This window comes from Devosia sp. Z6_126 (assembly GCF_058133495.1).
Map to the genome: position 1 here is coordinate 216,662 of NZ_JBYUNO010000004.1, position 12,117 is coordinate 228,778.

Consider the following 12,117-nt stretch of genomic DNA (forward strand, 5'->3'; position numbering starts at 1 on the left):
TTATTGCCGAGGTCCGCACCCGTCCTTTGAGCGGGGCACTCCCGTCGGGATAGTTATGGGTCGCCGTGGAACTCTGCCGTGGACGTGGCAAGCCGCACCTAGTTCGAGATGTGGATGGGAAACGATGGGGAGGTCGCGTCAAACGAGCCGTGGCGGGGCGCGGGGCCGCGGTCCGGCAGGGCAGGGACTGCGCTAAAGCTGGAAGTTCACGTTCTGGTCGAAGGCGTAGCGGCACTTGTTGAGCACGACGCCGAGCATGCGGGTTTGGGCGCGCAGCTCCCGCTCGCATACATCAATATCATCGACGGTACTGTGGTCGGCGCCAACCACCAGCAGTGCGGCTTCCACTTGGGGCAAGAGCCCCAGGCAGTCATCGCTTTCCAGCATCGAAGGCAGGTTGAAGATGAGCATGTCGGCGCCCAGTCCCTGGCGCAGGCGTTCGAGCATTTGGGCTGCACCAGGCCCGTGCAGCAGTTCGGCGGGGTAGCCCGTTTGGTCAGAGCTGGCGCCAATAGCCAGATTGTCGCCGACGCGGACCAGGAAATCCTCGGGCAGGCATTCGCCCCGGAGGAACTCCTCGGTGCTGTAGCGGCTCTTATGGGCAAAGATCTGGGCGATGCCTGGCCGGCGCAGGTCGAGATCCACAAGTGCGACGCGGACCTGCTCGTGCTTAGTCAGGCTGATCGCCAGGTTGGCCGCAATGGTCGCCTTGCCGCAGCCAGCATCGGGCGAGGTGATGCCCAGGGTTTTCCAGCCCTGCTCGCGGGCGGCCTTGAGCAGTTTGGTGCGCAAGATGTCAAAGGCAAGAGCAGCCTTGTGCCGGCGCTGGAAGGAAACGATCTTCTGCTTGGTGAGCCAGCGCGGGTCCACTGGCAGGTCGGTCAGTTGCGACCAGGCAAGGGAACTGGGGCCCGTGGGCTTTAGCGGGAAAGTCGTCGCGGCGGCGTGGGGTTCGGCTTCGATGGTCATGGCTGAACTCCCGGCAAGGGTGAGGCAGTCGCGGCCTGGATCTGGCCAATGATATTCTTGTGCGGAGAAAGATAGATCTCGGCGAACAGCAGCAGCACGGGAATGGTGAGAGTCGCCGCGACGCTCATTGCGAGGCGCCGATGATCAAAAATGCGACGTTCGATATATGGAACAGTGATATAGGGGACGATCTGCAAGCGGGATGTGAGCTCGGCTGGACGGCGAATGCGACGGTTGAAGAACTCCGGCACGACCACGGCGACAAGACCGGCCAGCACGCCGACAATGAGGCTGGCGAACAGCAGCATGCGGGTGCCAAATCCTTGGAAGTTACGCGGTGGGACCGCGCTTTCGATCAAGGAAAGCCGTTCGCCCTTTAGCAGCAGTTCGATCTGCTTGCCCGTGGATGCTTCGGCGAGGCGCGCTACAGCCAGGTCGTATTGCGCCTGCAGGTTATGATGATCGCGCAGGAGCGAATTGAGCCGGGTTTCATTGCTCGGGGTGCGGGCGATGGAGGCGCTGAGATCGGCGATCTTGCGCTGGACCTGCTCGCGCTCCTGAGCGATGGCGGCGAGCCGGTCGGTAATGTCAGCGATCTGGAACTGGCGCGCGTTGGTGGGGCGGTCGGAGCCCGGTTGAGAGCTGGCTCCGGCAAGATCGCCCTCGATGGCGGCGATACGGCCACGCAGTCCCTTGATGGTCGGGCTGTCTTCGGCAAACAGCGCCTGCTGCTGCACCAGCGATTGGCGTAGCGCCTGGAGGTTCTGCTCTACCGGGGAAGTCGGCATCACGCCAAGTTCCAGCGGGCGGGATTCGAGGTCTGTTCGCTGCTTGCGCAGCATTGATTCTTCCTGCGCCAAAACCAAAAGGCGTCGCTGCTCAACGGTTTGCTGCTCGCGGCGGAAGTCGAGGCTGTCGGGCAGTGCGTCGATGTGCTCGTTCTTGAAGGCAAGAATCCTGCTGTCCGCTTCGCGCAGGGCCTGATCAAGCCGGGCCGCTTCGCCATCGAAAAAGGTGACGGTGTCGGTGGCGCGACCGGTGCGCAGCTGGATGTCCTTGTCGAGGATCTGGGTCACGAGTGTATTGACGAAGTTCGCGGCGCTATCAGGGTCACCCGCCTTGAAGGCTATCCGGAATACGGTGGCAACAGCTCCGGTACCGCTTTCAATATGGGTGGGCGCGATTTCGAGGCGCCGGATCAGATCGTCATAGGTTTCGGCGCGCGACATTGGTGGGCGGCCCTGATAGAGGGCCAGTCGGTCGGCGAGCGCGAGCAGATTGTCGCGCGAAAGCACGTGCTGCTGAATGATCTGGAACTGCTCGGCCGCGCCGGTAGGCACGGTGGACTTGGCGAGTTCTGCCGGGATCTGCGGGGATTCAACAAGAATGCGAGCGGTCGCCTGAAAGACGATGGGGCGCAACACGGTGGCGATCACGCCGGCGCTTGTCGCGATCACCAGGACGATCAGGAAAAGCGGCAAGCGCCGCATAAAGAGGGATAGATAAAATCTGAAGTCGATATTGCTCAGTGCATTCACGTCACTCACCCGACCGGTCTGCAGCGGCGCCTCAGCCAAAATTGTCTGGCGACGAACCTAGAGCGCGACTCATCAGCGGCTCCATCGCCAACACGGGTGAGACCGGGGATACGGTAGGCCGCTGGAGCTAAGCCGCTGTAGCTGGTTCTTTTGCCCCCGCCTCGCGATACGATCAGGCAATGCTGCTGGAGCGGGGCCCACCATGTTGAACTTGCACGATTTCTCGCTGGCGATACGGCGCAGGATGCGCCTGGCGGTGTTGCTGGCGGGCGTTTCGCTCGCCTCCGCCGCGATGGCGGCGCCGGCGCCACTTGCCCCGCTGACCAAGCTCAGGATCAGTGTAGTGCAGTTTGTTCCGGCAACGGGCGACTACAAGCGCTGGGACGCAGTGAGCGGAGAGTTCGTGATCGGGCCCGATGGCTCGCTGGCGGTCCCTACGCTGGGCTCCATGGATGTCTCGGGCCTGAGCGCCGAGGATCTTGGCACCCGCATCGGCGAGTTGCTGCAGACCGAGCTGGGGCTGCTCGATGCGCCCAATGCGTCGGTGCAGGTGCTGGAATATCCGCCGGTTTATGTGGTGGGCAATGTCGAAGCGCCGGGCGCATACAGCTATCGCCCCGGCATGACGGTGATCCAGGCCATGGCGTTGGCAGGGGGCGAGCAGCGGATCGAAGGGGCCTCGGGTTTGTCCGAAACCATCAAGCTGCAATGGGACCTTGAGGGTTATAGCCGCGATATCCTGCGCACCACGACGCGGTTGGCGCGGCTCAAGGCCGAATTTGCCCGCGAGGCTGAGATCACGTTCGACCCCACCCTCAACTCTGCCGATCCGGTGGTGGCCGAAATCATGGAGCAGGAGCGGCGCATCTTTGATGCGCACACCAACGAGTTGTTGCGCCAGCAGATCGGGCTGGAGCAGTTGGCCGTACTCTACAAGGCCGAGATCGATGCGCTGGAGCAAAAGTCGGGCGCAATCGATCAGCAGATCGAGCGGGCGCAACAGCAGGTGGATTCGCTCAAGACGCTGCTGGCCGCAGGTGCTTCCACGGTGGCGCGGCTGACCGATGCGGAGCGTATCCTTGATGATCTGCGCTCGGACAAGCTCGACAATGTCATTGCCACGATGTCGGCGCGGGAAAATCTCAACCGATCCGAGCGGGACTTGGCCAAGCTGCAGGACGAGCAGCAATCCTATGCTGCGGCGCAATTGCAAGAACAGCAGGCGACGCTGGAAAAGCTGATGCTCAACCAAACAGCAACGATGCGCATGCTGCGCCAATCGATGGATTTCGACGCCAACGCCACGCTGGCCCAGACGGCGAAAACGGGGATCAGCTATTCCATATTGCGCCAGGAAGGGGAGCAAACAGTGTCGCTGGACGCCAGTGAAGCCAGCGTGTTGGTGCCGGGAGACCTGGTGCGGGTAGCGCTGGAGGTGCAACTACCGGGACGATCACCAGCGCAGACGCCCGGCGGCACGGCGGGCCCGGTGGACCTCGCCATCATTCCCTAGGAAAGGCGCAGCCTAGCAACCGGTGCCGCGGAACACGACTTCAACCGTGCGCCAAAGGATGCGGAAATCAGTGCCGATTGAGGCTATTTGCCCGTAGCGCGTGTCGTAATCGGCCCGGGCGGCAAAGGAGCAGTCATTGCGCTCGCTGATCTGCCAAAGGCCGGTCAGTCCCGGCAGCATGTCGAAATAAGCGGTGCCGTGATAAAGTGGGCGTTGGGAGGGCAGCATGGGACGCGGGCCGACAAGGCTCATTTCCCCGATCAGCACATTCCAGAGCTGGGGCAGTTCATCGAGCGAATAGCGGCGGAGGAAGCCGCCAATGGGTGTCAGCCGCGGATCGCGGCGCAGTTTTTGCGTTGCGGCCCATTCGGCGCGTGCTGCTGGATCGCTCTCGAGATGCCGGGCCAGCGCGGCATCGGCATCCACCACCATGGTGCGAAGCTTGACGAGCCGAAACACGCGACCGTGGCGCCCCAGGCGCGGCTGGCGATAAAATGACGGCCCTCCATCAAGGCGCACCAACAGGGCAAGCATCGCGATGAGCGGCAGGAACAGTGGCCCGAACACCAGTACCAACACCAGATCGCTTAGGCGCTTGGTCGGTTGATAGAAGCGGCGGGCGAGGGCGAGCCGGCGCTTGCTGGGGGCGACACCGGCACCGGGCTTGGCCGGCTTGCCGACGAAACTGTCAAACATTATAGGCCTCGCTTGTTGCATGGCAGGCGCCAGATGCCGATGTTGGCGAGTGGCGGCAGCCGGGGCCGTTGTTGCCGCCAAAGCTCATGCGGATGCAGTTCCTGCGTGTTGGAACGTTAGGACCTCCCACACGGGGGCAAAACTCGCCGAGGGGATTAAGCTGTCGCAGAGAGGAACCCCAACAAGCTCCGAGCGCCTTAGGTGAAGTCGGCTTCGTATCAATAATTGCGAGGGTTTCCGTAGGTTTAAGTACCCTCAAGGAGTTACGGGTGCGGCTCGGCCTAGGCCATTTCCGCCTGCCGCTGGCGCCCGACCTATCTAATTGATTGCCGTGCCATACCGTGGAGGGAGCAAGCGTGCTTGCCGCTCCGCCCACTAGGTTGATGTGATTATGCCGATCGTGGCAGCCGCGCCCTAGCGTCTTTCCGCGCCCGACCGGGGCGTGGACGAGGACAAGATCATGCCCAAGATACTGGTGGCCTATGGAACCCGACCCGAAGCGATAAAGATGGCCCCGCTGGTGGCGGCACTGGCGGAGTCGGGGCTGGTCGAGCCGGTGGTTGCGGTAACGGGGCAGCATCGGCAGATGCTCGACCAGGTCAATGCCTTGTTCGGCATCGTCCCCAAGCATGATCTCAACATCATCACGGAGCGCCAGTTGCTGACGGGAATCACCTGCCGGGCCCTGGAAGGGGTTTCCGCCATTATTGCCGAGGAGCAACCGGACGCAGTGCTGGTGCAGGGAGATACCACCACCTGCTTTGCCGCTGCGCTTGCGGCATTCTACCAGCGGGTGCCGGTGATCCATCTTGAGGCGGGCCTGCGGACGCACAACAACTATAATCCGTTCCCTGAGGAGGTGAACCGGACCATGGTGTCCCGGATCGCCGAGCTGCATCTGGCACCCACGGCGACATCGCGGCAGAACCTCGTAGCAGAGGCGATTTCGCCAAGCGCGGTTGCCGTGACGGGCAATACGGTGATCGATGCGCTGCTGGAAGTGGCGGCGCTCCAGCTGCCGCCGGCAAATCCGGACCTGCTCAAGCTACAAGGGCGCCGCACCGTGCTGATCACCGCCCATCGGCGCGAGTCCTGGGGGGAACCGATGGCGCAGGCAGCGCGGGCCATGGCGCGCCTCGCGCAGGCGTTCCCCGACATCCAGCTGTTGCTGCCGGTGCATCTGAACCCGGCTGTGCGCGAGATCCTGCTGCCGCACCTGCAGCATCTGGAGAACGTGCTCATCACCGAGCCGCTAGGCTATAGCGACTTCGTGGGCGCGATGCAGGCCTCGGATATTGTGTTGACCGATAGCGGGGGCGTGCAGGAGGAGGCGCCCAGCCTTGGCAAGCCGGTGCTGGTGATGCGGGCAACCACCGAGCGACCTGAAGCTGTGCTGGCGGGAACGGTCAAGCTGGTTGGCACCAATGAGAACCGCATCTTTGACGAGGTGAGCCGGTTGCTCACCGACCGGGCCGCCTATGATGCGATGGCAAAGGCCGTCAACCCTTACGGCGACGGCCATGCCTCAGATCGTTGCGTGAAGGCCATTGCGCATTATTTCGGCCTCGTGGCTGAGCGGCCGGTCGATTTCGCTCCCAGCCTCGATGCCGCTCAGGCCCAGGCACCGCGGGTGTCGTAAACCACCTTGCCGTTGTGCCGGTTGTGACGTAGCGCCTTGAAGGCATCGTGCTCGACGAGAAGCACGATGATATCGGCCTCGTCCACCGCCTGCCCGGCGGGCACCAGCCGCAGATTGGCATTGCTGTGCAGTTTGGGTGGGAGATCGCTGACATAGGGATCGGCCACCATGATCTCGACCTCCGGCAGGGCGTTGGCGATCAAGCCCACCACATCGATGGCCGGGCTTTCCCTGACGTCATCCACGTTGGCTTTGAAGGTGAGCCCAAGGCAGGCAATGGAGGGCGTGCGGAAGCGCTGGGCCTTGGCGATGACCTGATTGGCGACATGGTGGGGCTTGTGGTCGTTCACTTCGCGCGCCGTGCGGATAAGTCTGGCGGTATCCGGTGCAGCCGCGACGATGAACCAGGGATCAACCGGGATGCAGTGGCCGCCAACACCGGGTCCAGGTGACAGGACATTGACCCGGGGATGCTGGTTGGCAAGGCGAATGACCTCCCACACATCGAGCCGCAGGTGCTCGGTGATCAGGGAGAGCTCATTGGCAAAGGCGATGTTGACGTCGCGATAGGCGTTTTCCACCAGCTTGGCCATTTCGGCGCTTGCGGCGTCGGTGAGGAGGATCTCACCTTGGGAAAAGACCCGGTAGATGCTGGCCGCCTTGATGGCACAAGTGGTGGTTAGCCCGCCGACAACGCGATTATTGGTGATCATCTCGATCATGATGCGGCCCGGCAGCACTCGCTCGGGGCAGTGGGCGACGTAAACATCGGCGCTGCCCCCGACGATATGGGGCATCTTGAGATCGGGCCGGACCGCACCGATCCAACGGCTGACCTTTTCGGTGGTGCCGGGCGGGCTGGTGGATTCGAGCACCACAATATTGCCGGGGCGCAGCTTGAGCGCGACCTGCTCGGCCGCCGCCTGGACATAGGAAAGATCGGCGGTGTGATCGGGGTTGAATGGGGTGGGCACGGCGATGATGAAGGCATCCGCCTCAGGGATCTCGCGCGACATGGACAGGCGACCCATCGCCACCGCGCCGCTTACCGCGACGGCCAGGTCGGGCTCGATAAAGGGGGTTTCACCGCGCGAAATCGCTTCCACAATGCGCGGATTGACGTCCACGCCGATGACCTGGATGCCCCGGGTGGCGAGAACGGTAGCGGTGGGCAGGCCGATATAGCCCATCCCGATTACGGCCAGCGTGCCGCTGAAGACTTCGTTCAACATGAGTTCGATCCTGTGAGCCGCAGACATCAAGCCGGGGTGCGCGGCGGCGGCGCAGCTGGCGGTGTGGGGGAAAGGGCGCCGGCCGGGCGCAAAGCTTCGCGCAGGGTCAGGGCGACAAAGGCGGTGTTGGTGACGAGATAGCGCTTCCACATGCGGCCGGGCTCCTGGAGCAGGCGGTAGGCCCATTCGAGGCCGAGCCGCTGCCAGCTGCGCGGAGCGCGCTTGGTGAGGCCGGCCATTACGTCGAAAGAACCGCCGACCCCGTGCAGGATCGGCACGCCTAGCTCGTGCCGGAAGCGCTTGAGGAAGATTTCCTTGCGCGGCGAGGCCATGCCCAAAAACAGCATATCGGCTCCCGAGGCGCTGATCTGGGCTGCTACATCCTCGACCTGCGCCTCGTCGTAATAGCCATGCTGGCTTCCAGCGATCCGCAATCCTGGCCAACGCGTGACGATCTGGCGAACGAGGGCGGCGAGTACCTGCGGCTTGGCGCCTAGCAGGTAAACGCTGCGGCTTTCACGGTGGGCCATATCCAGCAATTGTTCGAAGAGATCGATGCCGGCGACGCGCTCGGGCAGGGGCCGGCGCAGCAGCTTGCTGGCCCAGACGACGGACTGGCCATCGGCCAGCACCATGTCGCAATCGAGCACGGCTTCCTGGAGCTGCGGGTCGCGCTGCATGTTGACGATCTTGGCGGCATTGACGACGCCGATCAGCAGGGGCTTGCGGGTGAGCATTGCTTCGCGGCAACGATCCACCGCCTGCTCCATGCACACGGCATCAAGCTGCACGCCAAACAGCAGGCGGCGATCCGGGACGGCTCGCCCCTGTGAGGGGCCATCTGGCCGCCCGTGGGGTGAATGAACTCCCTGGTGCATGGAGGCTCCTCTGGCAGATTTCTTCTGCTGCAGGGAGCCTAGGTGCGTCGCTGACGGGGTCGCAATAAACCCATTTTGCGGGAGTTTAAGCTAGTGGGCTTAGGCGGGGAGCGGCCGGACTGAGGGCGGAGGTAGCCGAGCTTGTCGATAGTTCGTTCTCGCTAGCTTTTGGGGGCTCGGGCAGACCGCGCAGTGCAGCGATAACCATAGTTGCTAAGCCTGAGGGCCGACGCGGTTGACGCCGGCCCTCACGGGTTGATGCGGGACTAGAACAGGAAGTCGTTTGCGGTCAACTGGACGGTGCCGCTGAGTTCGATTTCGAAATCATGCCGTCCATCTCCGTTTACATCGCCCTGGACGACGGTGCGGTTCTGCCCCGGCTCGGTGTGCCAGGCGATTTCCCCGCGTGTGCCTGTAAAGCTGGCGCCATTCCGGGCGAGAAAGGAGAAGCTCTGGATGCCATCGACATTGGGGTCAGCGTCCAGGCTGGACAGGTCGATCGTGTCCCGACCGGCCTCGAAGTCGGTGATGACGTCACGCGAGCCGACATAGGAGCCCGTCTCCGCCGCGGTGCGGAAGACGAAGGTGTCGTCTCCTCCGCCGCCAGTCATGGTATCCCAGCCCCAGCCGCCGATGATGGTGTCGGCGCCACCCCGAGCATCTATCGTGTCATTGCCGCCGCGCCCGTCGATAGAATTGGCGCCGTCGTCGCCAACCAGACTATCGCTGCGCGAGGTGCCGGAAATAACAGTGGCGGGTGGCACTTCAGGAGCGGGGGAAGGGGTGGTCCCGCTGGCCAGCCCGGCGATATCGCTGGCGCTAAGCTTGACGATGCCGCTGAGCTGGATTTCGAAGTCATGAATACGGTCGCCATTGGTGTCGCCCTGGATCACCGTTCGGTTCGCGCCCGCCTCTGTGTGCCAGGCCAATTCACCGGCACGACCGGTGAAGCTGGCATTGTCCTGGGCGAGCCAGGTGAAGCCCTGCTTGCCCGCCAATTGATTATTGGCGTCAAGGGCTGACAGATCGATCTTGTCCTGCCCCGGAGTGAAGTCGGTGATGACGTCGCGGCTAAAGGCACTGCGGCCCATCTCGGCGACGTTCTTGAAGACGAAGAGATCATTGCCAGCGCCGCCGGTCAGGGTGTCACGGCCCAGACCACCGATGATGGTGTCGTTGCCACCGGCGCCATTGATGACGTCATTGCCGGCCCTGCCATCCAGCACATTGGCAGCGCCATCCCCCGTGATGGTGTCGGCGGCATCAGTGCCGGTTCCACCGGGCTGCTGGGGCTGAGGATCAGGATCAGGCTGCGGTTGTGGCTGTGGCTGTGGCTGAGGAGCCGGTTCGTTGGGAGCTCCGCCAGAGTCGGGCAGTGGCCAAAGGTCCCCGATCTCGGTATTGCCGGACACTTGGGGGCGGTTCTCGAAGAAGGCGTAGTAGCCCCATTGCCCTTCGCCGAGAACGTTGTTGGTGATCTGCACGCCGCTGATCTGCTCGTCGGTGAACCGGCCATCGGAGTAGATGGTGTAGCCACCGCCAGTCAGGTAGTTGTTGTCGATAAGGATATTGCCGACACCGCCAAAGTAGTTGTCGATCATGATCGCGGAGGTTTGGCCGTGATCATTGATGATCGTGTTGTGGCGGATGATGGTCTGCTCGGCTGAACCGCCGCCACCATTGATCTCGATCCCATCGTAGTGAGCGTCGGGACCGCCCTCCAGATCGTGGATGTAGTTGTGCTCGATCACGCTGGGCGAATAAACGTTGATGCCGTTGTCAACTTGGGAAATGTCGTTGTAGCGGAAGGTCCCCGACCCGGAGATCCCGTTGGTGCCGCCCACAATGTCACAGTGCTCGACGGTTACGTCGTTTCGCTGCGAGATGATGCCGTTGTAGCTGTTGCCGACAATGCGGCAGTCTACGATGGTGACGTTCTTTGCTTCGATGGTCAGAGTGCCGCGAATATCGAGCCCACTGATCACCGCGTTGTCCTCGGTGACGGTGAACCCGCCAACCTGTTTAAGATTCACGCCTGACCGAACGCCGGTGCTGTCCGCGTCAGGGAAGCCTTGCAGCGTCCTTGTGAGATCCAAGGGCATGTACGTCTCCTGAATTACCGCACCCCCGTTTGGATGCGCGGTATTAGGTGACGGTGGAATGGGACCAGTTGGTGTTCCGATCGGGATGATCCGCCATAGTGCTGCCACATGCTAAACGCGCCGGCGTCACGTTTTTCGAGGCAATCCGTTGATCGACATTCCGTTTTCTTGAACTGGCGGTTGTCGAAGAGCTGCCCCATTTGGAGCAATACTCGGCCAGGTTCTTGGCGGGAAAGTATATGGATTCAACCCAGATGATGCAGGTATGCAACATCTTCCGTGAGATTTGATGGTGGAAGGGGCTTGTTGATCCTGATTCGTTCTGTTTCTTGCCGAGTACTATCTAAGTACAGGCAAGGATTATGAAAGCTCCAACTCACGTGGTTCGGGAGCTGCCGGGGCAGCATGGGGCTTTCTGACGGCCAAGTCGCCGATCAGGCCACGTGCCAGAGCCGCATTATGGATGGCGATGATGTGGCGAGCTGGCCAGGGACGATGATCGAGAACGGCAGCAGCATCGAACTGGGTGACCTCATAGAGGGCCGCTTCGCGCGGATGGAAGTAGAAGAAGCGGTAACCCCAGCCCGCAAGTTTGGCATATTCTGGCAGCGATGCGAGACCGAGGAGCAGCACCAGAATGTCGGCGCCGCCGCGCCTGAGCAGTGGTTCGGCGCCGGCTAGAACAGCGGTTTCAAAGCCAGCCACGTTGATCTTGAGTAGGGAGAGATGGTCGACGCCGAGGTGCTCGAGTTCTCCGGCGAGGGTGCGCACCTGCACCGTTTCGGTTTGCTCAACGGCCCCCGAATGGCTGGAGCTTTGCGCCAGACGGCTGACCCAGGTGTGGTCAGTGGTTTCGAACACCGCCTCATATTCAGCTTCACCGAGCGCCAGCTGATGGATATGGACGCGGTCGGCAAGGCAATTGCGCTCGATGTTGCGCTGCAGGGTGCGGATATTGGCCCCGCTCGGCTCAAAGGCATGGACGCAAGCAACTGGCAGGCAGCCGGCAAATAACGTGAACTGCCCGATAGCGGCGCCGATATCGGCGACGATCCAGTCTGGCCGGGCAATGCGGCGCAGGAATGCGAATTCGGGATCGATCAGGTCACCGAACATGACGAGCGCCGTGGGAACCTGGCTGGGATAATCGAACTCAATGACAGGGCCGGAGGCGAGCTTGATCTGGGCGTGTTGCGGGCGCTGCAGATGGAGAAGGGCGGAACGCACAGCACCCCGAAGCGTCGCCGTGATCCCTACCGAACGCATGCCCCAGCCAAGCTTGTGGGCGTGCGACCGGGAGCTAGCCAGCATCGATGCAAGACGGTTGTTTACGTTCACTTTGTTCCTCCGCTTGCTCGAGTTTGTTCGGCGCCGGTAGATGCTAGGCGCCCCGGGTGCGAGCATTCAGGAGGACAAGGCGGCCCGCATTAGCCAATCAAGGCTGTCGCGGGAGGAGGGGCTGATCCGAAGGATGTAGTTGAGAGCGTCACGCGGTTCTCTAGTCTGCAGCAAGACGGGGGCTGACCGGGACTTGCTGGTAGGGTTGATGG

The 12,117-nt window shown here is 62.4% G+C and carries 9 protein-coding genes; 2 read left to right on the forward strand and 7 right to left on the reverse strand.

What is annotated here, in order from left to right; all coding sequences use genetic code 11:
* Nucleotides 1-192 precede the first annotated feature (192 nt).
* Nucleotides 193-969, reverse strand: a complete 777-nt coding sequence (locus tag AC3YOG_RS17930; RefSeq protein ID WP_489936049.1) for a CpsD/CapB family tyrosine-protein kinase — start codon at nucleotides 967-969, stop codon at nucleotides 193-195.
* Entirely contained in the window at nucleotides 966-2,516 is a 1,551-nt protein-coding gene (locus tag AC3YOG_RS17935; RefSeq protein ID WP_489936050.1) for a GumC family protein, read from the reverse strand. Before AC3YOG_RS17935 ends, AC3YOG_RS17930 begins: the two co-directional genes overlap by 4 nt.
* A 193-nt stretch (nucleotides 2,517-2,709) precedes the next feature.
* On the opposite strand from AC3YOG_RS17935, the gene AC3YOG_RS17940 reads away from it, so the two are divergent.
* Nucleotides 2,710-4,020: a polysaccharide biosynthesis/export family protein gene (locus AC3YOG_RS17940; protein WP_489936051.1), complete on the forward strand. Its 1,311-nt coding sequence runs from the start codon at nucleotides 2,710-2,712 to the stop codon at nucleotides 4,018-4,020.
* A gap of 12 nt (nucleotides 4,021-4,032) precedes the next feature.
* On the opposite strand, the gene AC3YOG_RS17945 is transcribed toward AC3YOG_RS17940, so the two are convergent.
* On the reverse strand, nucleotides 4,033-4,716 hold the full coding sequence (locus AC3YOG_RS17945) for a sugar transferase (RefSeq protein WP_489936052.1): 684 nt from the start codon (nucleotides 4,714-4,716) through the stop codon (nucleotides 4,033-4,035).
* 460 nt (nucleotides 4,717-5,176) lie between these two features.
* Between AC3YOG_RS17945 and wecB the strand changes: the two genes are divergently transcribed.
* Entirely contained in the window at nucleotides 5,177-6,355 is a 1,179-nt protein-coding gene (gene wecB, locus AC3YOG_RS17950) for a non-hydrolyzing UDP-N-acetylglucosamine 2-epimerase (RefSeq protein WP_127753365.1), read from the forward strand.
* On the opposite strand, the gene wecC is transcribed toward wecB, so the two are convergent.
* From wecC to AC3YOG_RS17970, 4 genes are all read right to left on the reverse strand, one after another.
* Nucleotides 6,328-7,587 (reverse strand): UDP-N-acetyl-D-mannosamine dehydrogenase, encoded by a 1,260-nt coding sequence (gene wecC, locus AC3YOG_RS17955; protein ID WP_489936053.1) that lies wholly within the window; start codon nucleotides 7,585-7,587, stop codon nucleotides 6,328-6,330. The genes wecB and wecC overlap by 28 nt on opposite strands.
* Before the next feature lie 26 nt (nucleotides 7,588-7,613).
* Nucleotides 7,614-8,465, reverse strand: coding sequence for a WecB/TagA/CpsF family glycosyltransferase (locus AC3YOG_RS17960; RefSeq protein ID WP_489936054.1), 852 nt, complete (start codon nucleotides 8,463-8,465; stop codon nucleotides 7,614-7,616).
* 266 nt (nucleotides 8,466-8,731) lie between these two features.
* Entirely contained in the window at nucleotides 8,732-10,567 is a 1,836-nt protein-coding gene (locus AC3YOG_RS17965) for a M10 family metallopeptidase C-terminal domain-containing protein (RefSeq protein ID WP_489936055.1), read from the reverse strand.
* 360 nt (nucleotides 10,568-10,927) lie between these two features.
* Nucleotides 10,928-11,905 (reverse strand): FkbM family methyltransferase, encoded by a 978-nt coding sequence (locus tag AC3YOG_RS17970; RefSeq protein ID WP_489936056.1) that lies wholly within the window; start codon nucleotides 11,903-11,905, stop codon nucleotides 10,928-10,930.
* Nucleotides 11,906-12,117: the final 212 nt, after the last annotated feature.

Excerpts from the sequence above, each read along its gene's own strand:
- AC3YOG_RS17930 (WP_489936049.1), bottom strand. The coding sequence starts at position 969 with ATGACCATCGAAGCCGAACCCCACGCCGCCGCGACGACTTTCCCGCTA.
- AC3YOG_RS17940 (WP_489936051.1), top strand. The coding sequence starts at position 2,710 with ATGTTGAACTTGCACGATTTCTCGCTGGCGATACGGCGCAGGATGCGC.
- AC3YOG_RS17945 (WP_489936052.1), bottom strand. The coding sequence starts at position 4,716 with ATGTTTGACAGTTTCGTCGGCAAGCCGGCCAAGCCCGGTGCCGGTGTC.
- wecB (WP_127753365.1), top strand. The coding sequence starts at position 5,177 with ATGCCCAAGATACTGGTGGCCTATGGAACCCGACCCGAAGCGATAAAG.
- wecC (WP_489936053.1), bottom strand. The coding sequence starts at position 7,587 with ATGTTGAACGAAGTCTTCAGCGGCACGCTGGCCGTAATCGGGATGGGC.
- AC3YOG_RS17960 (WP_489936054.1), bottom strand. The coding sequence starts at position 8,465 with ATGCACCAGGGAGTTCATTCACCCCACGGGCGGCCAGATGGCCCCTCA.
- AC3YOG_RS17965 (WP_489936055.1), bottom strand. The coding sequence starts at position 10,567 with ATGCCCTTGGATCTCACAAGGACGCTGCAAGGCTTCCCTGACGCGGAC.